Annotated in this window: 22 protein-coding genes; 15 read left to right on the plus strand and 7 right to left on the minus strand. The window is 38.9% G+C overall.

Going from position 1 to position 23649, the window contains the following annotated elements; translation table 11 throughout:
- Entirely contained in the window at window positions 1-279 is a 279-nt protein-coding gene (locus RCG25_RS06565) for a YtzH-like family protein (RefSeq protein ID WP_308082865.1), read from the minus strand.
- Window positions 280-439: 160 nt separating this feature from the next.
- Here RCG25_RS06565 and trmB point away from each other — a divergent pair, with 160 nt between their 5' ends.
- Together trmB and RCG25_RS06575 are read left to right on the plus strand one after the other, a co-directional pair.
- A complete protein-coding gene (trmB, locus tag RCG25_RS06570; protein ID WP_308082866.1) occupies window positions 440-1087 on the plus strand; it encodes a tRNA (guanosine(46)-N7)-methyltransferase TrmB in 648 nt (215 codons plus the stop codon).
- A 279-nt stretch (window positions 1088-1366) separates the two neighbouring features.
- Complete coding sequence (locus tag RCG25_RS06575; RefSeq protein WP_308082867.1) at window positions 1367-2203, plus strand: YtnP family quorum-quenching lactonase; 837 nt, start codon at window positions 1367-1369, stop codon at window positions 2201-2203.
- A gap of 48 nt (window positions 2204-2251) precedes the next feature.
- Here RCG25_RS06575 and RCG25_RS06580 read toward each other — a convergent pair whose 3' ends face one another.
- Window positions 2252-2563: a PepSY domain-containing protein gene (locus tag RCG25_RS06580; protein WP_308082868.1), complete on the minus strand. Its 312-nt coding sequence runs from the start codon at window positions 2561-2563 to the stop codon at window positions 2252-2254.
- Window positions 2564-2750: 187 nt separating this feature from the next.
- Here RCG25_RS06580 and RCG25_RS06585 point away from each other — a divergent pair, with 187 nt between their 5' ends.
- The 7 genes from RCG25_RS06585 to murC all read left to right on the plus strand — a co-directional run bounded on the left by RCG25_RS06585 (window position 2751) and on the right by murC (window position 10349).
- Window positions 2751-3824 carry a M42 family metallopeptidase gene (locus tag RCG25_RS06585; protein ID WP_308082869.1) on the plus strand — a complete coding sequence of 358 codons (1074 nt, stop codon included), beginning with the start codon at window positions 2751-2753 and terminating at the stop codon, window positions 3822-3824.
- A gap of 54 nt (window positions 3825-3878) precedes the next feature.
- Entirely contained in the window at window positions 3879-4391 is a 513-nt protein-coding gene (locus tag RCG25_RS06590; protein WP_308082870.1) for a DUF84 family protein, read from the plus strand.
- Between the two features lie 81 nt (window positions 4392-4472).
- Window positions 4473-5030: a hypothetical protein gene (locus tag RCG25_RS06595; protein ID WP_308082871.1), complete on the plus strand. Its 558-nt coding sequence runs from the start codon at window positions 4473-4475 to the stop codon at window positions 5028-5030.
- Between the two features lie 15 nt (window positions 5031-5045).
- Window positions 5046-5360, plus strand: a complete 315-nt coding sequence (locus tag RCG25_RS06600; RefSeq protein WP_308084111.1) for a thioredoxin family protein — start codon at window positions 5046-5048, stop codon at window positions 5358-5360.
- A gap of 92 nt (window positions 5361-5452) precedes the next feature.
- Window positions 5453-6241, plus strand: coding sequence for a DUF1444 domain-containing protein (locus tag RCG25_RS06605; RefSeq protein WP_308084112.1), 789 nt, complete (start codon window positions 5453-5455; stop codon window positions 6239-6241).
- Window positions 6242-6403: 162 nt separating this feature from the next.
- Window positions 6404-8812: a DNA translocase FtsK gene (locus RCG25_RS06610; protein WP_308082872.1), complete on the plus strand. Its 2409-nt coding sequence runs from the start codon at window positions 6404-6406 to the stop codon at window positions 8810-8812.
- 235 nt (window positions 8813-9047) lie between these two features.
- Window positions 9048-10349 carry a UDP-N-acetylmuramate--L-alanine ligase gene (murC, locus tag RCG25_RS06615; RefSeq protein WP_308082873.1) on the plus strand — a complete coding sequence of 434 codons (1302 nt, stop codon included), beginning with the start codon at window positions 9048-9050 and terminating at the stop codon, window positions 10347-10349.
- Window positions 10350-10393: 44 nt separating this feature from the next.
- On the opposite strand, the gene RCG25_RS06620 is transcribed toward murC, so the two are convergent.
- Complete coding sequence (locus tag RCG25_RS06620) at window positions 10394-11509, minus strand: aminopeptidase (RefSeq protein ID WP_308082874.1); 1116 nt, start codon at window positions 11507-11509, stop codon at window positions 10394-10396.
- Window positions 11510-11730: 221 nt separating this feature from the next.
- Here RCG25_RS06620 and RCG25_RS06625 point away from each other — a divergent pair, with 221 nt between their 5' ends.
- The 5 genes from RCG25_RS06625 (at window position 11731) to ccpA (ending at window position 16108) form a co-directional block, all read left to right on the plus strand.
- Window positions 11731-12195: a DUF948 domain-containing protein gene (locus tag RCG25_RS06625; RefSeq protein ID WP_308082875.1), complete on the plus strand. Its 465-nt coding sequence runs from the start codon at window positions 11731-11733 to the stop codon at window positions 12193-12195.
- 18 nt (window positions 12196-12213) lie between these two features.
- A complete protein-coding gene (locus RCG25_RS06630) occupies window positions 12214-12696 on the plus strand; it encodes a YtxH domain-containing protein (RefSeq protein WP_308082876.1) in 483 nt (160 codons plus the stop codon).
- 310 nt (window positions 12697-13006) lie between these two features.
- On the plus strand, window positions 13007-13339 hold the full coding sequence (gene ytxJ, locus RCG25_RS06635; protein ID WP_308082877.1) for a bacillithiol system redox-active protein YtxJ: 333 nt from the start codon (window positions 13007-13009) through the stop codon (window positions 13337-13339).
- Between the two features lie 231 nt (window positions 13340-13570).
- Window positions 13571-14692, plus strand: a complete 1122-nt coding sequence (locus RCG25_RS06640) for a bifunctional 3-deoxy-7-phosphoheptulonate synthase/chorismate mutase (protein ID WP_308082878.1) — start codon at window positions 13571-13573, stop codon at window positions 14690-14692.
- A 417-nt stretch (window positions 14693-15109) separates the two neighbouring features.
- On the plus strand, window positions 15110-16108 hold the full coding sequence (gene ccpA / locus RCG25_RS06645) for a catabolite control protein A (RefSeq protein WP_308082880.1): 999 nt from the start codon (window positions 15110-15112) through the stop codon (window positions 16106-16108).
- 27 nt (window positions 16109-16135) lie between these two features.
- Here ccpA and RCG25_RS06650 read toward each other — a convergent pair whose 3' ends face one another.
- The 3 genes from RCG25_RS06650 to RCG25_RS06660 are packed head-to-tail and all read right to left on the minus strand — an operon-like array spanning window position 16136 to window position 18633.
- Window positions 16136-17317: an acetoin utilization protein AcuC gene (locus RCG25_RS06650; protein ID WP_308082881.1), complete on the minus strand. Its 1182-nt coding sequence runs from the start codon at window positions 17315-17317 to the stop codon at window positions 16136-16138.
- Window positions 17314-17961, minus strand: a complete 648-nt coding sequence (locus tag RCG25_RS06655) for an acetoin utilization AcuB family protein (protein ID WP_308082882.1) — start codon at window positions 17959-17961, stop codon at window positions 17314-17316. The genes RCG25_RS06650 and RCG25_RS06655 overlap by 4 nt, the downstream gene beginning before the upstream one ends.
- A 39-nt stretch (window positions 17962-18000) precedes the next feature.
- Window positions 18001-18633 carry a GNAT family N-acetyltransferase gene (locus RCG25_RS06660; protein WP_308082883.1) on the minus strand — a complete coding sequence of 211 codons (633 nt, stop codon included), beginning with the start codon at window positions 18631-18633 and terminating at the stop codon, window positions 18001-18003.
- Window positions 18634-18862: 229 nt separating this feature from the next.
- On the opposite strand from RCG25_RS06660, the gene acsA reads away from it, so the two are divergent.
- The gene (acsA, locus tag RCG25_RS06665; protein ID WP_308082884.1) at window positions 18863-20581 is read left to right on the plus strand and encodes an acetate--CoA ligase; all 1719 of its coding nucleotides are present in this window, start codon (window positions 18863-18865) and stop codon (window positions 20579-20581) included.
- 224 nt (window positions 20582-20805) lie between these two features.
- Here the strand turns inward: acsA and RCG25_RS06670 are convergent, their stop codons facing one another.
- Window positions 20806-23580, minus strand: a complete 2775-nt coding sequence (locus RCG25_RS06670) for a transglycosylase domain-containing protein (protein ID WP_308082885.1) — start codon at window positions 23578-23580, stop codon at window positions 20806-20808.
- Window positions 23581-23649 lie beyond the last annotated feature (69 nt).

Here is a 23649-nt window from a genome sequence, read left to right on the forward strand (position 1 = left end):
TTATGAAAATTCATCAATATCGTTAACCCATTGTGATAAGTTATTCTGATTAGATAGAATATGTTGATCTAAATCAGCTGTTTGTGCACCATTTTGGCTATACTGGTACACTTCCTGTAGAATGTTCTTAACATTTTGATCAACTTGTGTGTTGACCATTAGAGATTTCACTAAGCGTTCTAGCTGTTCACATTCCGCTACGGAACCACAGCAATCGGACTGATGGTTGTTCAATATATCTTTTAGTAATGTTACTTGGTCACCATGACTTAATGGCATAAAGGACACCCTCTCAAGTGGTATTTAAAAAGAATTCACACAGTTAGGTTGTGAATTCTTTTTCTGTTTATGCGTTTTCTTATTTTCCAACAAGAACTGCTTGCATGCGAAGGTCTTGCATGATATGGTTTGAACGAAATTATTTTTTAGGAGTGTCGTAATGAGACTTAGACATAAACCTTGGGCACAGGATAAATTAGATCAACATCCTCAATTTGTTGTAGCAAATCCCGAAATGCACAAGGGTAATTGGCATAATGTGTTTGAAAAAAACCAGCCACTTCATATTGAAGTTGGTACAGGTAAAGGGCAATTCATTACAGGAATGGCAAAAGCAAATCCTGATATAAATTATATTGGTATTGAATTACATGTCAGCGTCATTGTAGCAGCCTTGGATCGTTTAATTGAAGCAGATTTACCAAATCTAAAGCTTTTAAATGTGAATGCAGCTGATCTAGGTAAATATTTTTCGAAAAATGACGTAGACAGAGTGTATTTAAATTTTTCTGATCCATGGCCGAAATCCCGTCATGAAAAGAGAAGGTTGACCTATAAAGATTTCTTGAAGTTATATGAGGATATTTTGGTCGATGGTGGGGAAATTCACTTTAAAACAGACAACCAAGGATTATTTGAATATTCCTTAACGAGCTTTTCTGCTTATGGACTATTACTAAAATATGTAAGCCTTGATTTCCATAACAGTGGGTATGAAGGAAACATCATGACCGAATATGAACAGAAGTTTTCTGAAATGGGACAGCGAATTTACCGTAGTGAAGTTAAATATCAAAATGAAAAGTAGATCTTTTAGGGCAGTTCATTCCATGAACTGTCTTTTTGTTTCTATAGGAAATTTTAAAAGGTACGAGAGTGGAAAACTGAACTAGTTGTCTGAATCTAGCTCCAGCGCCTAGCCCCTCGGGTCTAATAACCTTCGGCGAGAAAAGTCAAAAGGCAGACTTTTCCCACCGAAGAACATTTGCCTGTCGGGGCTGAACGAGGCGCTTCCGCTTTTTGTTCTTCTCTACCCACCTTCCGAATGTTAAAATATAGAAAAATGAGGGAAGAGGAGGAATGGTAAATGGAAACATTAAAGATTGGTCGTGTTTCATTCACATGGTTATCAGGCGGCGTTACAAATTTGGATGGTGGGGCCATGTTTGGAGTTGTCCCCAAAGGATTATGGTCGAAAAAGTATCCGTGTAACGATAAAAATCAAATTGAGCTCCCTACCGATCCCATTCTCATTCAAATGGATGGGAAGAATATACTGGTCGAATCAGGATTGGGAAAAGGAAAATTAACCGAAAAACAATTAAGAAACTTTGGTGTCACACAGGAATCTGAGCTTGATTCATCTTTGGAAGAGTTAGGATTGAGTACAGATGATATTGATTATGTTCTAATGACCCATCTGCATTTTGACCATGCAGGAGGATTGACGAAGCTTGTGGATGACCGTTATGTTTCAACCTTTCCTAATGCGAAAATCATCACGTCACAAGTGGAATGGGATGAAATGCGAAATCCTAATATACGTTCAAAAAATACATATTGGAAAGAAAACTGGGAAGCTGTTGAAACTCAAGTTGTATCATTTGAAGGTGAATGGTCTTTAGGAGCTATTAGGATGATTCATACCGGCGGGCATAGTAACGGTCATTCTATTGTTATGGTTGAAGATGGTGGAGACATCGCTATTCACATGGCAGATTTAATGGCGACACATGCCCATCAAAATGTATTATGGGTAATGGCATATGATGACTACCCAATGGACTCTATATTCGCAAAAGAGAAATGGCTCCCTTTTGGGTTAAAGAAAAATGCATGGTTTACCTTTTACCATGATGCCTTCTACAGAGCAGTAAAATGGGACAACGAAGGGAAATTAGCTGAAGTGATAAAAAGAAAATAGAGACAAAAAAGTCGTACCCACTGAGGATACGGCTTTTTTGTTACTATTTTATAAGGGTGTAATGTCTATAAGAGTACCCGTCTGCGCATCAGCAATAAATTCATATTGCTCAGTAGAGCCTTCATTATTTTTTGAAATTCCGCCTTTGTATACACGATAGTGTATATGCTGCTTTTCATATGGTTCGGTTTCCATATGTATCCAAGAGCCGCTGATGGGGCCATTTTGTTTAAACTGTCTTTTTACTTGTTCCAGTACCTTTTCGGGTGACACATTCGTTTTTTGATCAATTACTTCTTTTACCACATAACCGCCAATTAAACCGACCGCAGCTCCAACGATGAAAGATTTCCAGTTCATAGTGAAGGACCTCCAAAAAATAAATTGGAAAAGATTACGTATAAGGATTCTCCTCTCAGTATATCGTATTTAGCAGTAAGAAGGTAATATTACTTATATCGGATGAAATATTGGTAAGAGACACGAAATTTCTGTAAAATAAAACTATACATAAGATCACAGAATCTATTCCTGAAGGAGTCTCAAAATGAATGAACAAACATTAAAACTTTTTCAAACCTTAACGGAGCTTCCAGGTGCACCGGGAAATGAGCATTTAGTAAGAAAGTTTATGAAGGAGCAATTAGCTCTATACTCAGATGAAATTGTTCAAGATCATTTAGGTAGTGTTTTTGGCCTGAAAAAAGGACATGGACAGGGACCGACAGTAATGGTTGCGGGCCATATGGATGAAGTGGGTTTCATGGTAACTTCCATTACTGAAAACGGAATGGTTCGTTTTCAGCCGCTTGGAGGTTGGTGGAGTCAAGTGCTACTCGCCCAACGGGTTCAGATTATGACAAATAATGGTCCTGTCATTGGCGTAGTAGGTTCGATTCCGCCTCATCTTTTAGATGAGTCAAAACGAAACAAACCAATGGAAATCAAGAATATGTTGGTTGACATTGGTGCAGATAACCGGGAAGATGCTGAGAAAATCGGAATTAAACCCGGTCAGGCTATTTTGCCGATTTGTCCATTCACTCCGATGGCAAATAAGAAAAAAATCATGGCAAAGGCATGGGATAATCGGTATGGCTGTGGCTTAGCGATTGAACTTCTACAAGAATTAAAGGATGAAACATTACCAAACATCCTTTATTCGGGTGCTACAGTCCAAGAGGAAGTAGGTTTACGCGGTGCTCAGACAGCCGCAAATATGATTAAGCCTGACATCTTCTTTGCACTTGATGCAAGCCCTGCTAATGACATGAGTGGAGACAAACTAGAATTCGGCCAATTAGGCAAGGGGGCATTGCTTCGAATCCTTGATAGATCCATGGTTACGCATCGTGGGATGAGAGAGTTTGTTCTTGATACTGCGGAAACACATCAGATTCCATATCAATATTTCGTTTCACAGGGTGGAACAGATGCAGGACGTGTTCATCAATCCCATGAGGGCGTTCCAAGTGCTGTAGTGGGAATTTGTTCACGCTACATCCATACCCATGCGTCAATCATCCATATTGATGACTATGCGGCAGCGAAAGAATTAATTGTTAAACTTGTTAAAGCATGTGACCGAACTACGGTTGATACCATTCGATCAAACAGCTAATTTTTCGGGAGGCATGATTCATGCTTCCTTTTTACATCGATAGGAGATTTAGAAATGAAAATTATTATCGGTTCTAAAAACCCAGCCAAAATTTTAGCAGTAAAAAATAGTTTCATTCATGAGGAAGTGGAGTTTTTAGTGTTAGATATTCCATCGAATGTGAGCGATCAGCCTTTTTCTGATGAAGAAACGATCCAAGGGGCAATCAATCGAGCTATAGGGGCTTTAAAGCAGGGGAATGGTGATATTGGTATCGGTCTAGAAGGCGGTGTACAAGAAACATCCCAGGGTCTGATGCTCTGTAACTGGGGAGCACTAGCCTCTCGAACTGGGGAGCCTATAATTGCAGGTGGAGCAAGATTTCTTCTTCCTGAAGAAGTTGCAGTAAGGCTTAGAGCAGGAGAAGAGCTTGGTCCAGTCATGGATGATTATGCAAAAATGAAGAACGTAAGGAAACACGAGGGAGCAGTAGGGATATTCACTAATGGTGTAATTAATCGGGTAGATATGTTTACACACCTTACAAATCTTTTAGTGGGTCAATATTACTATCGAAAAAGCAATTAACAGAACAGAGTAGCTTTTTTTCGACATCCTCATTCGACAAAAGTCTTGTCTTTTGAATATTCAGGCAGGTATGATATATTTATGGGACTTTATTCGTATGAACGGGAGGCGAAAAAGCTGAAATTTTTAAAAACCATTACTATTTTCATACTATCGCTGCTTTTACTAAGTGCATGTAGCGACAATGCTTCCATAAAAGAAGAAAGTATAGCTGCAAAAAAAACAGCGAAAGCAACGTTCACTGAAAAAGAGAAAAAGCCAAATAAAAAGAGTGGAAAGATTCACTTTTTCTTACCTGCAGGATATGTTATAAAAAGTGTATTAGCTAATAATATTATTTTAAGAAACGGTTCAGATACGTATATTCTTTTCTTTAACCCAAAGGAAAGCACAACAAGTGATGTTGTGTACAAAGCAACTGTCGATCAATATAAGGAATTATATACAAATGAGAAATTTACTTCTACCGACAACAAGCTTGGGTTTATAACCATTGACCAACTTAAGGACGATGGTTTAAATGAATTAACAATCGGAGTGGGCGGGGCAAAAATAACGACGCAATCTGAAACAAGTGATTTGGTACAAAATACGAAAATGATGATGCAAATAGTTAATTCAGTCAAGTTCACAGAATAAATGGAGGCGTTAATGATGAAGAATTTAGAATCAATGGAACAATTTGAACAACTTCGGGACCAAGGGAAAACCATTTTTATGTTTTCTGCAGGCTGGTGTCCAGATTGTCGGGTAATTGAACCAATCCTTCCAGAGATAGAAGCAAAATTTAATGAATACACCTTTGTTCATATAGACCGTGACGACTACATTGATTTGTGTCAGCAATTAGATGTATTCGGCATTCCAAGCTTTATTGCTTTCGAAAACGGAAAGGAACTCGGCCGCTTCGTAAGTAAAGACCGAAAAACACAAGAAGAAATCGAACAATTCATCAATGGTTTAAAATAATAAGTTCCGGGGCTGGCTCTTTGCTTTTGAGTCAGCCTCATTTTTATTGTACAATGGATTAGCAGCCCTTGAAGGGAGGAACAAACATGAAAATGGACAGTAAAAAAATGAGAAAAGAATTAGAAACTCGTTTAGCAAATGAGGAACGAGTCATTTCCTATGACCGAGATAAAGACACTCTCAGATTTGAAAATAAAGCAACAGGTAAGGGGATTACCGTCACAATACCTGGAATTATAGCCAAATGGCATACCGAAAAAGAAAAGGCGATTGATGAAGTCGTTTATTATGTAAATGAAGGTCTGCAAGCAATGGAGGATACCGTTCAGTTAACAGATCATGAAAAGAATATTTTTCCGGTTATTCGGTCTACGTCTTTTCCTAATGAATCAGAAGAGGGAAACCCGTTCATGAGCGATGATCATACCGCCGAAACGAAGATCTATTACGCTTATGACATGGGGAAGACGTACCGGTTAATTGACCGTCGAATCATGGAAAAGGAAGGCTGGGAAGCGAACAGAATTAAGGAAATTGCCTTATTCAACGCAAGATCCCTGTCAACTCCTTTTAAGGAAGATCAGGTCGCTGGGAATAGTTTTTATTTTCTCAACACCAATGATGGATATGATGCAAGCCGAATCCTAAATAAAGGCTTCCTCAATGAAATGCAGAAACGAATGGTTGGGACGATGGTTTTAGCCGTTCCCCACCAAGATGTATTAATCATGGCGGATATTCGTAACGACAGAGGATATGATGTTATGGCCCAGATGGCTATGAGCTTTTTTGCGAATGGGCGTGTTCCAATAACAGCTTTGTCATTCATCTATGAAAATGGGGAGTTAGAACCCATTTTCATTTTAGGGAAAAATAAATAAAATGAATGAAAGAAGGATCACATCAAGTGGTCTTTTTTCATTACTTCTTTGGAGGATATATCCAATTCGAATATATTTCGACTTATTCTGAGAAATTATCTCGAAAAAATATCAAATACTGATAAAATAGAATGATAGATGAAAGTAGAAAGAGTGATAGTTTTGAGCTGGATCCAAAACTTTTTTCAAAAGTTTAAAAAAGATGGGGAAGAGGAATTAAACGAATTTGTTATACATAACCATAGAAACGATGAACTTCCACATCTAAACCAATACGAAAGTTTAAAGGATTTAGATACGAGAATTTCCTATCAATATCCAAAAGGTGGCCTGCGTTCTTCCACTACACCTTTATCTGAGGTCAAGCCCAAAGTTAGGGAGAATGTCCGACAGCAAAGGATTTTAGAGAAACAGCCTGAAAAGAGAAGCAGAAGGGAACAAAAAGAAACCCAACCTGTAAAAACGGAAGTCCCAAAACCAATCAAAGAGCCAAAGCAACAACCGAGAATGAGGGGCCCATTTCACCCAACAGAAATTCCTTCTCCTATTTTCGGGTTTAACAGGCCTAAGAAGACAGAGACGGTTGTAGAGCATGAGTTGAGCCACTTTTTAAACGAAGAGGATAAAGATCTGCTTAACCATTCAGCAGTATTTGAAGAGATAATTGCTGAAGCGTCCCTTATTACGAATGAGGAATCTAGTATTGAATTTGAATCCTTGCAAGAAAATGTGATAGAGGCGATTGAATATGAGCCTGAGCCAATGGAGCTCGAACCGAATTTACCGGTTGAAACTTCTGTCGAACTACAAGCTGAATCTGAGAATGTAGCCGAACCCCAACCCGAGCAGCCTGAGACCAAGCGTTCTCGTTTGCCATTTAATGTAATGATGTTAAAGCAGGATAAACTAAAATGGGAAGAAAAAATACAAAGAAGAGAACGTGAGCAGCCTATTCAGGCACGGAAGAACACTTTAGTAGAAAAAACAGTTGATACTTCATTAGAAAGACTACTAGAAAGAGATATGGTGGAGCCAAAAGATAGTACGATAGAAATACCAGTAGAAAAGCCCATTGAAAAACCAACTGATAAGACAATTATTCAGACGGTTGTTTCCTCTCCAACCGTGGCGGAGAAAGTTGAACAGGTAACGTCCAATGGGACTTATATGCTCCCTCCATCAACTCTATTACATCCGCCCGTTAAAGAAGATAAAGATATTGGTTGGTTGTTAGAGCAAGAAGAACTCCTAAATATTACATTGAAAAACTTTAATGTTGGTGCAAGTGTAGTCAACGTGACCCAAGGTCCATCTGTTACCCGCTTTGAGGTACAACCCGAACCAGGAGTAAAAGTAAACAAAATTACTAATCTAAGTGATGATATTAAATTAAGTCTGGCAGCAAGGGATATTCGGATTGAAGCACCTATACCGGGAAAGCATACCATTGGTATTGAAGTGCCAAATCAAAAGTCAAGACCTGTTTTAATAAATGAAATCATTCAAAGTAGTGTGTTTCAAGAATCTACGTCTCCTTTAACAGCAGTAATGGGGCTAGATATTGCAGGAAAACCGATTGTAACTGACTTAAAGAAAATGCCACACGGGCTAATTGCTGGGGCAACAGGTTCAGGTAAAAGCGTATGTATTAATACAATTTTAGTTAGCCTGTTATGTAAAGCCAGTCCAGAAGATCTAAAGCTATTGCTGATTGATCCAAAAGTGGTAGAACTTGCACCGTATAACCGAATTCCACACCTTGTCAGCCCTGTCATTACCGATGTAAAAGCGGCAACAGCTGCATTAAAGTGGGCTGTGGATGAAATGGAAAGGCGATATGAGCTTTTCGCTCATGCGGGTGTTCGTGATATCAACCGATTTAATGAACTTGCAATAAAGCATAAGCGCTATTCTGATAAGCTGCCTTTTATTGTGATAATCATTGATGAGTTAGCTGATTTAATGATGATGTCACCAGCTGATGTGGAAGAAGCAATTTGTAGAATAGCTCAAAAAGCAAGGGCATGCGGTATTCATCTTATTGTAGCCACACAAAGACCATCGGTTGATGTTATAACTGGATTAATAAAAGCCAATATTCCAACCCGAATTGCTTTTTCTGTCTCTTCCCAAGTGGATTCACGTACCATTATTGACATTAGCGGGGCGGAAAAATTACTCGGCCGTGGCGATATGCTGTTCTTAGAAAATGGATCATCGAAACCTGTAAGATTGCAGGGAACGTTCGTATCGGATGAAGAAATTGATCTTGTGGTTGCCCATGTAAGGGATCAACGCGAGCCAGAATATTTATTCGAACAAGAAGAGCTGCTGAAAAAGGCCCAAGTAACAGAGGAAGAAGATGAACTCTTTTATGAAGCTTGTGAATTTATTATTGAGCAAGGGGGAGCATCCACTTCAAGCCTGCAACGGCGCTTTAAAATTGGCTATAATAGAGCAGCAAGATTAATGGATATACTTGAACAAAATGGATATATTACAAGTGCAAATGGGAGTAAGGCTCGTGAGGTCTTAATAACAGGAGCTGATTTAGAGGCCATTCAAGAATAATATAAATCAATAATCCACCGTATTCTTTCCAGGTATGAACAAATAATAATGAATGCAAATTCTGGGTGGATAGAAAGATAATTGACACTAATAGTTTTTACGCGAAAACAATGTTATAATAATTAAATGATTTTAAATAAGTAAGCTTACTTGTTCAGTAATTCTATAAACAATGTCAAATACAGACAGATGTCATATACTGTTTTACAGATAGACGTTGGTTGGAGGTTCTTCTATGACTATTTACCATTTTGTAGGTATTAAGGGGTCTGGGATGAGTGCATTAGCACAAGTTCTGCATGATATGAAATTTGAGGTTCAAGGCTCCGATGTCGAAAAGCGCTTTTTTACTCAACTTGCCCTTGAACAATCCGGTATAAAGATATTTCCCTTTCAAAAGGAAAATATCAAGCCAGGAATGACCATTATTGCAGGAAATGCCTATCCAGATACGCATGAAGAGATTCAAGAGGCAATGAAACTTGGACTTCCAGTAATAAGGTACCATCGTTTCTTAGGCGATTTTATGCAGAATTTTACAAGTGTTGCGATTACAGGTGCACACGGAAAAACCTCTACGACTGGTTTACTGGCTCATGTTATTAAAGGAGCTAAACCTACGAGCTTTTTAATTGGCGATGGAACTGGGAAAGGACAAGAAGGGGCAGAATATTTTGTTTTTGAAGCGTGTGAATACAGAAGGCACTTCTTATCGTACTTCCCTGATTATGCCATTATGACAAACATTGATTTTGATCATCCAGATTACTTTGCCAATATTGAAGATGTATTCTCAGCCTTCCAAGAGATGGCTGTTCAAGTGAAAAAGGGAATATTTGCTTATGGTGATGATGAGCAGCTTCAGAGAATCCAGGCGAAGGTTCCTGTATTGTTTTATGGATTTGGCGACGAAAATGATTACCAGGCAAAAAATCTTGTCAAATCCACCAATGGAACAACCTTTGATGTATTTATACGTAATACTTTTTATGACACATTCTCAATCCCTACATTTGGGGATCACAGCGTGTTAAATGCGCTTGCAGTCATCGGTTTATGCCACTATGAAGAGATTGATGTTACTATCGTGAAAGAACAATTGCTAACATTCCAAGGTGTGAAAAGAAGATTTACTGAAAAGAAAATTGGAACGCAAATCTTAATCGATGATTATGCCCATCATCCGACTGAAATCAAAGCAACCATTGATGCTGCAAAGCAGAAATATCCTGATAAAAGAATTGTCGCTGTATTCCAACCACATACTTTTACACGTACCCAAGCCTTTTTAGAAGATTTTGCAGAGAGTCTTCGTCTAGCTGATAAAGCGTACTTGTGTGAAATTTTTGGGTCAGCTCGTGAGAATCATGGAAAGCTGACAATTAAGGACCTACAGGAAAAAATTGATGGGTCTGAGGTTCTATCAGAAGAAAATACTTCAGTATTAAATGAATACGACAATAGTGTAATTATATTTATGGGTGCAGGGGATATTCAAAAGTTCCAGGAATCTTATGAAAAACAATTCAATCAATAAACAAAAGAGAGGCTGACACAAATAAGTGTCAGCCTCTCTTTTGTTTATTTTAAATTATCAGGATTTAATACTTCTAATTCTGGTAGTACGAAAAGACCATCTTTTCGAATGAGTACATCGTCAAAATAGATTTCCCCTCCGCCATACTCCGGACGCTGAATGTTTACCATATCCCAATGAATATTAGAGTGGTTTCCATTAAACGCATCATCATAGCATTGTCCAGGAGTGAAGTGGAAGCTGCCGGCAATTTTTTCATCAAATAAAATATCCTGCATCGGATTTAAGATGAAAGGGTTCACTCCGATTGCAAACTCTCCCACGTAGCGTGCTCCCTTATCTGTATCAAAGATTTTGTTAATACGATTAGAATCATTAGACTCAGCCTCAACAATTTTTCCATCTCTAAAAGTGAGCTTAACATTTTCAAAGGTAAAGCCTTGGTAAGGAGACGGTGTGTTATAAGTGATAACTCCATTTACTGAATCACGAACTGGAGCTGTGTATACTTCACCATCAGGAATATTTAATCTTCCTGCACATTTAATGGCAGGTATATCTTTTATAGAGAAGCTTAAATCTGTTCCAGGTCCAGTGATGCGAACCTTGTCTGTTCGATTCATCAGTTCAACCAAGCTGTCCATGGCTTGATCCATTTTCCCGTAATCCAGGTTACACACGTTAAAATAAAAGTCTTCAAATGCTTCTGTGCTCATCTTGGCCAATTGCGCCATTGATGACGTAGGATATCTAAGAACAACCCATTTTGTTTTTGGTACACGAATATCACGGTGTACCTTCTTTCCAATTGTAGAGCCGTGAATTTTCATTTTTTCATCAGGAACATCAGCTTGTTCATTGATGTTATCTCCAGAACGCAACCCTATGTATGCATCCATTTTACTCATGACGTTTGCTTCAAAATCAGCCATCATATTATATTGCTCTTCTTCGGCACCAAATAATAGCGCACGGTCAACCTGATGATCTTTTAATAGAACAAATGGATAGCCACCTGCAGCATAGGCTTCCTTCACGAGCGCAGTTACAAGTTCACGTTGCAACCCAAAATTCTCAATTAACACCTTTTCACCTTTTTGTAGCTGCACAGAATAATTAATTAAATTCTTTGCCAGTTTCTCGATACGAGGATCTTTCATGGTAGCGCCTCCAAACAATTATGTAAGTACAATACTATTGTAACCGAATAATGACTGAAAGTTGAAAAATAAAGTAATTTCTTCCGTATGAATAGTGAATTTTTTTAATGGAATAGCAGGAAAACAAGACAAATGAATGGAAGTAGTATAAGATATTAGCGAGGTTTATATCCATGATGGATGGGTAATACATATTGATATAGTTAAGGCGGAGGTGCACGATGCAAATTATTTTATACTTAAGCGTAGCCTTGATAGCCATTGCGTTTTTTGTGCTAGTTATCTACTTATCAAAAACGCTTAAATCACTTCAGGGTACACTTACAAGCGTTTCAAAAACGCTGTCAGGATTAGAAAAACAGTTGGATGGGGTTACAAGCGAAACGACAATACTTTTACAAAAGACCAATGCGCTTGCTGAAGATATTCAGCAAAAATCCGAAAGTTTAAATAGTGTGGTGGATTCTGTAAAGGACGTTGGGGTGACCGTTTCCAAATTCAACGGAACGTTACTGAACTTAACCCATACTGTTGATCAGCAAGTAGAAGATAGTAAAGAAAAAATCTCACAAATAGTTCAATGGAGTAATGTGATCCTTGAATTGAAGGATAAATGGCAAGCTAGAAAGCAAATAAAACAAGAAAAAGAATCAGAGCAAATGATTAAAAGGGTAAGATCTCATTAGAATTAAGGAGGAACGAAGATGTCTAATAGAGAATATGAGTCAAGGGAAGCGAATCAAAATCGTAACGACGAATCTTCCAGCAGCTTTATCCTAGGAGCTTTTATTGGAGGGGTAGTTGGAGCTGCAGCAGCTTTACTTTTTGCACCTAAAACAGGGAAAGATCTCCGTTCAACATTAACTAACCAAGCAGGTTCAATTATGGACAAGAGTGGTTCATTACGGGAGAATGTAGTTAGCAAGAGCAGTGAATTAGCATCTAAAACGGCATCCCTTTCCCAGGGGATTGTGCTTCAATCCTCCGAACTAGTAAATAAGGTAAAGGGAAAGCAATCTCCCAAAGAAGAATCTGAGTTAACTTATATTCCAATCCAGCATGGAAAGGAAAAGGGAACTGTAAAAAAGTCGAATGAATCAGTGCCACATGACAGTGAAGAAATTCGAAAAAAATTAGAAGAAGCTCAAAAAGCTTTTGATGAAGAAGAGAGCAAGGTAAAACTTTAATAGTTATATTATTTGTGATACAAACGGTGAAGTGATAAAATGACTTCACCGTTTATTTTTATTTAGGCTTTGTTAAAGAAGATAGTTGATTTTTATACCCTGTTGATTGGAGTGGAAGGCTCGAAGACTCCTGTGGGAGTACGGTTCAGGGGAGACCCCGCAGGCGCAAGCGCCGAGGAGGCTCGCCGAAACGCCCACGAACCGCTCGAGCCTGGAGCGGAAATCAACAGACAAGTTTAAAGAGAGCTTTTTTTAAAGTAGGTCGGGTTCATTGCTGACAGTATGCTTTTTTTAATGGAGGAATGTAAAGATGTTAGAAAAAATTGATTCAATTGAACAGTTTGATGAAATAGTAAAAAGAGAAAGTAGATTTTATTTGTTAAAGCACAGTTTAACATGCCCGATCAGTCATGCTGCGTACAAGGAGTACGAAAAATATGCAAATGAAAATCAGAATATGCCAACATATTTCATAGCGGTACAAGATTCACGGCCACTTTCTAACGAGGTTGCAGAAAGATTTCAAATTAAACATGAATCACCACAAGCAATCCTATTTTCGAATGGAGAAGCAACTTGGAATGCTTCACATTGGAAAATTACCAACAAGGCACTACTAACTGCAAGTAATGTAACTCAATAAGTAATACTAAATACTAAAGAGGATGAACGTTCATCCTCTTCTTTATAAAAAATTTAGACACGTATGTTAAGTAGGTAACATACAATACTTTTATATACCTAATGATACTTTAACGCTTAAAAGCGTTTAATTAATAAAGAAAAAATGAGTGACAAAGAAATATATTTCCGCTATAATAAAGCCTAATTATTGAAATATTATAAAATTAAAAAATTTTAAGTGTAAATCATTATGAGTTTAGTAAGATTTGCAAATGAAAGGACGGGGACGAATATGGGCAAAAAGGTTGAATTGGATCAATTAAGAACACGTGTCGATGAGTTAAACTTGGAATTATTGAGGCTAATTAATGAAAGAGCTCAGCTCGTCCAAGAGATTGGACGGGTAAAAGAAAATCAAGGTGTGTACCGTTACGATCCAGTCCGTGAAAGAAAAATGCTTGATATCATTAAAGAGCATAACGATGGACCATTTGAAAATTCTACAATCGATCATATTTTCAAAGAAATTTTTAAAGCAGGTTTAGATCTTCAAAAGGATGATCATGAGAAAGCCCTGCTTGTATCTAGAAAGAAGAAGCCTGAAAATACGATTGTAAACCTAAAGGGAGAAACTATAGGTGATGGCAAGCCACATTTTGTGTTTGGTCCATGTGCGGTTGAATCCTATGAGCAGGTAGCGACGGTTGCTAAGGCGATGAAGGAAAAGGGCTTAAAGCTTCTCCGTGGTGGTGCATATAAACCAAGGACATCTCCTTACGATTTCCAAGGATTAGGTGTGGAAGGGCTAAAAATCTTAAAGCGTGTAGCAGATGAATACGATATGGCAGTAATTAGCGAAATCGTAAACCCAGCCGATATTGAAATGGCTTTAGATTATATTGACGTTATCCAAATTGGTGCACGGAACATGCAGAACTTTGAACTATTAAAAGCTGCAGGGGCAGTAAATAAACCTGTATTGTTAAAAAGAGGGATTGCTGCCACGATTGAAGAATTTATCAATGCAGCAGAATACATTATGGCACAAGGGAATGGCCAAATCATCCTTTGTGAACGAGGTATTCGGACATACGAGCGTGCTACTAGAAACACACTTGATATTTCGGCAGTTCCAATTCTTAAACAAGAAACCCATTTACCAGTAATGGTAGATGTTACTCATTCTACTGGTAGAAGAGACTTGTTATTACCTGCTGCAAAAGCGGCGATTGCCATTGGTGCAGACGGAGTCATGGCTGAAGTTCATCCAGATCCGGCAGTGGCCTTATCCGACCAAAAGCAACAAATGGACCTTGACCAATTTGACAAATTTTATAATGAATTACTAGCATCAAACTTTGTACGGATTTAATTTTTTGGTTGTGTTAATGAACAGTGTTAATTTTTTATAACCTGTTGATTGGAGCGGAAGGCACGAAGACTCCTGTGGGAGTATGGTTCAGGGGAGACCCCGCAGGCGCAAGCGCCGAGGAGGCTCGCCGAAACACCCACGGAAAGCGAAGTGACTGGAGCGGAAATCAACAGACAAATTTTAACAGAGCCAATTTTTTAAAAAAACCTCCTGCACATGCTTGCAGGAGGTTTTTTAATGACTTTTAGAAAAATATACGAAAAATGTTGACAAATGCAATTGCGGCTTTAATATTCTTATCGTATCATTAAATACATACTAAGATTGTTTATTATCTCACAATCAATATTATGACTAGGTTTTTAATAACAGATGTAAAATAAAGAAAACAATGTACGTTACAGGAGAGTGTTATAAGTGAATATAACGATTTATGATGTGGCTAGGGAAGCAAATGTATCAATGGCGACAGTTTCCCGTGTAGTAAATGGAAATCCAAATGTTAAGCCAGTAACCCGGAAAAAGGTGTTAGAAGTTATTGAAAGATTAGGGTACCGCCCTAATGCCGTAGCAAGAGGATTAGCTAGTAAAAAAACAACAACAGTTGGAGTAATTATTCCAGATATATCTAATATCTTTTTTGCAGAGTTAGCTCGAGGCATAGAAGATATTGCAACTATGTACAAGTACAATATCATTTTGAGCAATTCTGATCAAAACATGGACAAGGAATTACACTTACTTAATACGATGCTTGGGAAGCAAGTAGATGGAATCGTGTTCATGGGAGGAAATATTACTGCAGACCACGTGGAGGAATTTGAGAAATCTCCAGTACCGATTGTTCTTGCGGGTTCTATTGAGGAGTCAAATAAAATTCCTTCAGTAAACATTGATTATGAAGAAGCAGTATATGATTCCGTAAAGGAATTCATTCAAAAGGGCCATAAGAATATTGCCATTGTGGTGGGACCACTTCATGAACCGAAAAATGCCCAGAAAAAACTTAAAGGGTATCAAAGGGCGCTTCAAGAAGCCGGGCTTCCTTATAATGAAGAGCTTATAGTTGAAGGAGATTATACGTACGATTCAGGTATTGAAGCCTTTGATAAATTACTCGAGGCAGCAGCAAGACCAACAGCCATTTTAGTTGGAGCGGATGAAATGGCACTGGGAGTCGTTCATGGTGCCGAGGATAAAGGTTATAAAATTCCTGAGGATTTTGAAGTAATCACATCAGATAATACCAGATTATCACTAATGGTTCGTCCACAGCTTACAACGATTGTGCAGCCGTTATATGATATTGGCGCTGTTGCAATGCGACTCTTAACAAAATTAATGAATAAAGAAGGCGTTGAAGAACAAATTGTCGTACTTCCTCACCGCATTGAGCATCGTGATTCAACTAAATAACTAATAGATGTAAAAAAGGGCTTGCCATTAAGATGGCAGGCCCTTTTGGCTTTTTTGTTGATTACGAATTGGGTATAGAGCTTTTTCTAACGTAATTTCATTCTTCTCTGTAATCTCAGCTTTTCTTGGGATAGGTGTATATAAGTTGTCAGGGTCGTCCCATTCCTTCGGTAAAGTAACGGGCGACTCTTTTTGCCACTGTTCAATCCATGCATCAGGTAGATTCCCTGAACAATTTGAGTTTTCTGTCATCTCAAGCCAGATAAGTGCCCATGCTCTTGGAACCACTCGCCAAATGTCATACCCACCGCCGCCAACTGCAATCCATTTTCCATTACAGTATTGATGAGCAATTTCATGAGCAATCTTGGGGATTTCACGATAAATTTTCATCGTTGCCGATAAGTGTGTTAACGGATCAAAATAATGGGAATCAGCTCCATTTTGAGTAAGTATCACATCAGGCTTAAAAAATTCAGCCACTTCTTTTATGGAGTTTGTATAGGCATGGAGCCAGGAATCATCTTCTGTAAAAGCATCCACAGGTATGTTAAAAGAATACCCATAACCAGAGCCCTGGCCTCTTTCATTGATATTTCCGGTACCTGGAAATAAATATCGTCCGGTTTCATGAATGGAAAGGGTGCAAACATTGGGGTCGTCGTAAAAGGACCATTGGACACCATCCCCATGGTGGGCATCAGTATCTACATATAACACACGTGCATGATATTTTTCCTGAAGGTACTTAATAGCAACCGAACTATCATTATATACACAAAATCCAGACGCCTTTCCTCGGAACCCATGGTGTAAACCGCCTCCAAGGTGAAGAGAATGGAGAGACTTACCTGTCATAACCTGGTCAACTGCGGCTAAGGTACCGCCTACTAATAAGGCGCTGGCTTCGTGCATGTTCGGGAATATGGGTGTGTCTTCTGTACCTAATCCATAATTTTCAGCGATTTCTTTTGAAAGTTCTCCGTGTCCTGCTTTCTTAACCGCTTCTATGTAACTTCGATCATGTATAAGGGCTAACTCTTCATCCGTTGCCATCTTAGGGGAGATGGTATGCGCAGGATCTAACGCATTCATCTTCTCTAACAAGTCAACAGTTAGTTTAAGCCTAAATTGGTTAAAAGGATGATGACTGCTGAATTTATAATTCAACAGTTCTTCTGAGAATACAAAGGAACACCGATCACTCATATGGAAATCCCCGGGAGGTTCGGCCATAGGACATGATACCCGGCCTGCTTAAGATCCTGAATAAGGGCTGTTGGATTCATTGTCTGAACTCTAATGACCAGGATTTTAAAATGTTCATCTGTCTTATCTGGATAAACGAGAACACTCAAAATGTTAGCCTTTCGATTTTTAATCACATTTGTAATGTCGCTAAGAATACCAGCGAGATTCGGAACCTTTATTTCGATCTGAGACCCCGGCTGATGGGCCCCTGTTAATTCAACCAAGGTTCGGAGTAAATCGGTTTCTGTAACGATTCCCACTAGTTTACGGTCATTAATGATGGGAATACAACTGATTTTATGTTCATAAAATAGGCCAGCCACTTCTTCGACGAAATCCAGTGGATGCCCTGTAATCATATCTCTTTCCATAATCGTCTCAAGCGGCTTTTTCAAATCTTCGGGATGCTCATTTGCATGAAAAATGGAGGGCGTTGCTTCCCTTATTTTAGCGACAGTGACTAACCCCATTAGATGTCTTTGATTATCAATGACGGGTATATGACGGATTTTTTTTGTTTCCATTAATTTCATAGCATCAGCAATGGTGTCTGTTGGTAAAAGTGTGGCCACATCTGTTTTCATAATTTCTTCCACTATCATAAAATCACCTCAGGTCTCAAGTGAATTTCAGCTAAATATTTAATACATAAACCGGTTCATAAACCGAAGACGGTCAAATCTTTGGATGGATTCCATATCGACTCTCTTGCCCATTCGAGCCATCAGGCAGTTAGCTGGATGGGAGCAAATTTCCGGATCATCCGTCGCATACCATTCAAGCCCACCGGCATTCATCATTTTTTCCATTACTTTTCGATAATCCCACACATTTAGCTTGGTACCTTTAAGATCCCAATGCCAATAGTACTCTGTTGTGATCGTAATATAATCTTCCATTGCATCATCCATCATGGAAACGATTAACAGGTTTTTTCCTACAGAGCAGCCTCTAAATTGTGGAATTACCTCGATGGCACCCAATTCAATTAAATTATCCATTTTCCCTTCAGACCATCTTTCAAGCGGGTCTGGATATAAATAAGTAACGTAACCTACAATGGTGTGCCTATGTCTAGCAATAATAATTCTACCTTCTGGAAGATTGGCAATACCCACTAAAGCTTTATGCTGTTGTACAGGAGGACGAAAAGCAACAAGGTCTTCGTGAAATTCATAACCTGCTAATTTATCAGATGGAATAGGGCCTTCAATGATTAAATTCCCATGAGGTGTTTTCAATTCTTTTGCATTGTATGTTTTCTTGTGTTCCATAAGGTCACCTGCCTTAAAAAATCGTTAGTACATTAATTCTATTATACATAAAATCTAGTAAGAGAAAGCGATTTCACAAAATTTTCTGTTTTATACAGGGGTTTTGCGCCGTCTACTCCAATCAACATATCAATAAATCAATTATTCGTGAATAATAATATTTAAAAAATTGTGAATAGTTCCTATTTGTACTATAATAATCTCTATAAAGCATGAGGGGGAGATAGTAATGAAAGTGGAAGCGCTACCAGTTGTGCAAGGAGACCATAATCTAAGTAATTATGATGAAATGTACAAACAATTTGACTGGAAGGAAACAGAAAAGACATTCTCCTGGAGTGAAACAGGGCTTGTTAACTTGGCATATGAGGCCATTGATCGCCATGCAAAGACCTTCCGAAAAAATAAAATTGCTCTTTACTATCGAGACGGTTTTCGTAATGAAAAGTACACATTTAAGGAAATGAAGGATCTCTCAAGCAAAGCCGGTAATGTGTTAAAGAGTTATGGAGATGTAGAAAAAGGAGACCGCGTATTTATTTTTATGCCTCGTTCTCCAGAGCTTTACTTTACTGTTCTTGGTGCTATTAAGCTTGGAGCTATCGTTGGTCCATTATTTGAAGCCTTTATGGAAGGCGCGGTTCGTGACCGTCTGCAGGATAGTGAAGCTAAAGTTCTAGTAACTACACCTGAATTATTGGATCGTGTACCTGTGGAAGATTTACCTGCCTTAAAGCATATTTTCCTTGTTGGAAAAAATGTGGAGGAACAAGGTCAATACATTGACTTCCTTGGGAAATTTGAGAAGGCAAGTAAAGAACTTAAGATCGAATGGGTAGACAGAACAGATGGCTTAATTTTGCATTACACATCAGGTTCAACCGGCAAGCCTAAAGGGGTTTTGCATGTACATAATGCAATGATTCAGCATTATCAAACGGCAAAGTGGGTTCTTGATTTAAAAGAGGATGATGTGTATTGGTGTACGGCAGATCCAGGCTGGGTAACAGGAACGTCGTATGGTATTTTTGGACCGTGGTTAACGGGAACCTCTAATGTCATTGTGGGAGGGCGTTTTAGCCCTGAAACTTGGTATCAGATGATTGAGGACTTTGGGGTTACCGTTTGGTATAGTGCTCCTACTGCCTTCCGGATGTTAATGGGTGCGGGAGATGAACTCGTAAAGAAATTTGATTTAAGCAGCCTGCGTCATATTCTAAGTGTGGGTGAGCCATTGAACCCAGAAGTGGTCAAATGGGGTGTAAAGGTATTTAACCATCGTATTCATGATAACTGGTGGATGACAGAAACAGGAGCACAACTAATCAGTAACTATCCATGTATGAAAATTAAACCTGGTTCGATGGGTAAGCCGATTCCAGGTGTGCAGGCTGCAATTGTCGATAATCAAGGAAACGAATTGCCGCCATATCGAATGGGGAATCTGGCTATTAAAAAGGGCTGGCCTTCCATGATGCACACCATTTGGAATAATCCTGAGAAATTTGAATCCTACTTTATGCCAGGTGACTGGTACGTATCCGGGGATTCGGCTTATATGGATGAGGATGGTTATTTCTGGTTCCAAGGTAGGGTGGATGATGTTATTATGACATCAGGAGAGCGTGTAGGACCATTTGAGGTGGAAAGCAAGCTTGTGGAACACCCAGCAGTAGCAGAGGCAGGCGTAATTGGTAAACCAGACCCTGTACGTGGTGAAATCATTAAAGCGTTTGTTGCGCTGCGTGACGGCTTTGAGGCTTCTGAAGAACTGAAAGAGGAAATCAGACAATTTGTCAAAAAAGGATTAGCAGCCCATGCTGCACCAAGAGAAATTGATTTCCGAGATAAACTGCCAAAAACAAGAAGTGGTAAGATTATGCGACGCGTATTAAAGGCGTGGGAGCTTAATTTGCCGACGGGTGATCTTTCAACTATGGAAGATTAATTGAAACAAAAACCGCACCGACATTTCGGTGCGGTTTTTACTATTGTTTAGGAAATTATAAAAAGGTCCAAGTGTGGATAACTAAACTAGTTGTCTGAATCTAGCTCCAGCGCCTAGCCCCTCGGGTCAAATAACCTTCGGCAAGAAAAGTCAAAAGGCGGACTTTTCCCGCCGAAGAACATTTGCCTGTCGGGGCTGAACGAGGCGCTTCCGCCTTTTGGTCTTTACGGTGCGGTTGTATCAGATGGAGGTGGTACTGTTGCTCCTACCTCAACTAGATTAGACGGAGCGGATTCTTTACCGGCTATATCTATTGCTGTTACATAAAATGAACCATTTCCTACCTTATAGGAAAGCTTTGAGCCATTTATAATACTAGCTACTTTGGTCGATATCAGCCCGCCTTGATATACTCGGTAACCGACCACATCATTGTCCCCTGAGGAAGACCAAGATAATGTATTACCGGTAATACTTAAGTTAACAGCATTAGGTTTTTTTCCGTTATCCACCATTTTTGCTGTAGGTACAAGAATTTTACCCCATCGGTCCTTTTGTGGAATGAGCTGGCTATAGTCTTTAAACGTTTTTCCAACCATACGTGTAATAAAGTCTGGGTTTAATATTAAGCCATATTGAGCAAATTCCTTTGGAGTAGAATCCAATGCTAAATACTTTTTGCCGCTAATAGTAACGAAATTTCCTTCAATTAAGCTATCGTCCACTTTTGTTGGCACATCATTCACATTAAAATAATCACTTTCGATCAGGCCGGCCTTCGAGCAAGCATTTGAAGGAAGCATACCTGAAACAGCACAATATGAACGCTTAACAATTCCACTTGGCATTTGGAATGATTCTTTAGGATTGATTACATCAGGTTTAATTTTATAAGCTGCATTGATTAATTCAGCCCAAAGATTATTTGTTCGTTGACTATACGACATACCTGAAATCTTTAATGATTTGGGCGTATCATACCCTGTCCATAAACCAAATGTAATATTAGGGTTGGTCGCAACGAACCATGAGTCCTTATATTCATTTCCTGTTCCTGTTTTACCAGCCCAATCTGCTCTGAAATTTAATTTGCTATTAATTCCAGCTGCAGTCCCCATTTTGATAACATCACGCATCATATCAAGTGTTAAATAAGCTGTTTGTGGTTTGAAGACATCGACAGGCGTTACTTCGTGCTGATAAATCACTTTGCCGCTTTTATCTACGATTTTATCAATCATATAGGCATCGATGAATTTCCCACCGTTTGAAAATGTGCTAAACGCATTTGTATTTTCCTCAACCGTTACACCATAAATGGAACCGATGGCAGCTGAAAGGTTTGTATGATCATCCTTCGTTAGTGAAGTAAATCCCATCTTTTCCAAATATTTTGCTGGGTTTTGATTAACAATTTCGGAATATACCTTAACCGCTGGAACGTTATACGATTTCGCAAGTGCATACCGAGCAGACACAATCCCGCTGTAGCGGTAGTCGTAGTTTTGTGGCCAAGGCTTACTCCTACCTGGAATAAAATTCAACGCAACATTTGGTATTGGCGTTCCAGGTGCTGCTTTTCCCAATTCAATCGCTGGTCCATAGACGAGCAGCGGTTTCATGGTAGAGGCATTAGGCCGTAGAGCGGTTGTGGCATGATTCATTTGTTGGTTTTCATAGTTTCTTCCGCCAACAAAACTGATAATCCTACCCGTTTTATTTTCAATTAACTCGGCTCCGACTTCAACAGGCTCCATCACGGTTTTTATTTCACCCGTTTCTGGATCCTTTTTTTCCTGTGCTTTAGCAGGGCCGTAGTTCTTATAGCTATCTTTTACCTTTTGCATCGCATCGTAAATATCTTTGTTGATGGTTGTGTGAATTTCATAACCATTTTGGTGTAAATCACGGGTTGCTAAAGTTTTATATTTGTAAAAAAGTTGGTCATCATTTTTTAATTCTTTCTCGGTGTAGCCGTCTTTCTTTGCAAGTACGGTAGTAAGGACCTCGACAGAACGTTTTTCAATTTCGTCTGTAAGGAAAGTATTTGTTTGAGAATAAACAGTAGGTTTGAGAAAATCTTTTCTAATGTCATAGGATGATGCCTCAGCATACTGTTTTCCATCTATGTAGCCACCATCATACATTCTTTTTAAAACCGTTTTCATCCGTGTGAGACCTGGTTCAAGATTATTCTTTAAAACCGGTTTTCCATTGTCATCCCTTGTAAAAGGAGTATAACCAAACGGGCTCTGAGGCAAGCCAGCAATGAACGCTGCTTGTGGGAGTGTTAACTCACTAGCCTTTACACCAAAAATTCCTTTTGCTGCTGCCTGAACACCAGCTATGTTTTGCGCGGAAGCATTTCTTCCAAATGTAGAAACATTAAGATAGGCTTCGAGGATTTCCTTTTTGTCGAAAAATTTCTCTAAACGGAGTGCAAGTAGAATTTCATTCGCTTTCCGTTGGAAGGATACCTCATTGGTTAAAAGTTGATTCTTAATTAATTGCTGTGTTAAGGTACTTCCACCTGATTGGACAGAAGAATTCGTTACTTCTTGGAAAAGGGCCCGGAAAACTGCCTTGGGAACCACCCCGTTATGCTGATAGAAGTACTCATCTTCAGTTGCCACTACGGCATTAATTAAATTTTCTGAAACTTGATCCAACTTTACTTCTTCGCGTATAAGGTCACTGCGAAGCCTGCCGAGGTAAACATTATCAGCATAGTATAAATCGGATGTTTCCGTGTAATTATAAATATCCTTTTTCATACTCTCGTAAGGACGGACCGGTTCATCTTTCACAAGGGAGGCAAAATAACCAGCTCCTACACCTGTTGCAAATGAACCTCCAAGAATGGCAACCGTCATCACAAGGAGAAAAAGGTTCCAAACTACTTGATAGGTAATTCGTGCACTTTTTACCGTTTTTTTATGGGTAAATAAGTTGAGTATGGACTTTGCTTTTTCCATCCAGGCTTGCATTTTTTCATTCATCAATAGCATCACCTCATCTAAAATCACATACATTATAGCATATAGAAGGTATAAAAACTGACAACCTTC

This window comes from Neobacillus sp. PS2-9 (genome assembly GCF_030915525.1).
Classification (GTDB): Bacteria; Bacillota; Bacilli; order Bacillales; family Cytobacillaceae; genus Neobacillus.

Coding starts and splice junctions, on each gene's coding strand:
- RCG25_RS06565 (WP_308082865.1), bottom strand. CDS start 279: ATGCCATTAAGTCATGGTGACCAAGTAACATTACTAAAAGATATATTG.
- trmB (WP_308082866.1), top strand. CDS start 440: ATGAGACTTAGACATAAACCTTGGGCACAGGATAAATTAGATCAACAT.
- RCG25_RS06575 (WP_308082867.1), top strand. CDS start 1,367: ATGGAAACATTAAAGATTGGTCGTGTTTCATTCACATGGTTATCAGGC.
- RCG25_RS06580 (WP_308082868.1), bottom strand. CDS start 2,563: ATGAACTGGAAATCTTTCATCGTTGGAGCTGCGGTCGGTTTAATTGGC.
- RCG25_RS06585 (WP_308082869.1), top strand. CDS start 2,751: ATGAATGAACAAACATTAAAACTTTTTCAAACCTTAACGGAGCTTCCA.
- RCG25_RS06590 (WP_308082870.1), top strand. CDS start 3,879: ATGAAAATTATTATCGGTTCTAAAAACCCAGCCAAAATTTTAGCAGTA.
- RCG25_RS06595 (WP_308082871.1), top strand. CDS start 4,473: ATGGGACTTTATTCGTATGAACGGGAGGCGAAAAAGCTGAAATTTTTA.
- RCG25_RS06600 (WP_308084111.1), top strand. CDS start 5,046: ATGAAGAATTTAGAATCAATGGAACAATTTGAACAACTTCGGGACCAA.
- RCG25_RS06605 (WP_308084112.1), top strand. CDS start 5,453: ATGGACAGTAAAAAAATGAGAAAAGAATTAGAAACTCGTTTAGCAAAT.
- murC (WP_308082873.1), top strand. CDS start 9,048: ATGACTATTTACCATTTTGTAGGTATTAAGGGGTCTGGGATGAGTGCA.
- RCG25_RS06620 (WP_308082874.1), bottom strand. CDS start 11,509: ATGAAAGATCCTCGTATCGAGAAACTGGCAAAGAATTTAATTAATTAT.
- RCG25_RS06625 (WP_308082875.1), top strand. CDS start 11,731: ATGCAAATTATTTTATACTTAAGCGTAGCCTTGATAGCCATTGCGTTT.
- RCG25_RS06630 (WP_308082876.1), top strand. CDS start 12,214: ATGTCTAATAGAGAATATGAGTCAAGGGAAGCGAATCAAAATCGTAAC.
- ytxJ (WP_308082877.1), top strand. CDS start 13,007: ATGTTAGAAAAAATTGATTCAATTGAACAGTTTGATGAAATAGTAAAA.
- RCG25_RS06640 (WP_308082878.1), top strand. CDS start 13,571: ATGAGTTTAGTAAGATTTGCAAATGAAAGGACGGGGACGAATATGGGC.
- RCG25_RS06650 (WP_308082881.1), bottom strand. CDS start 17,317: ATGAGTGATCGGTGTTCCTTTGTATTCTCAGAAGAACTGTTGAATTAT.
- RCG25_RS06655 (WP_308082882.1), bottom strand. CDS start 17,961: ATGATAGTGGAAGAAATTATGAAAACAGATGTGGCCACACTTTTACCA.
- RCG25_RS06660 (WP_308082883.1), bottom strand. CDS start 18,633: ATGGAACACAAGAAAACATACAATGCAAAAGAATTGAAAACACCTCAT.
- acsA (WP_308082884.1), top strand. CDS start 18,863: ATGAAAGTGGAAGCGCTACCAGTTGTGCAAGGAGACCATAATCTAAGT.
- RCG25_RS06670 (WP_308082885.1), bottom strand. CDS start 23,580: ATGAATGAAAAAATGCAAGCCTGGATGGAAAAAGCAAAGTCCATACTC.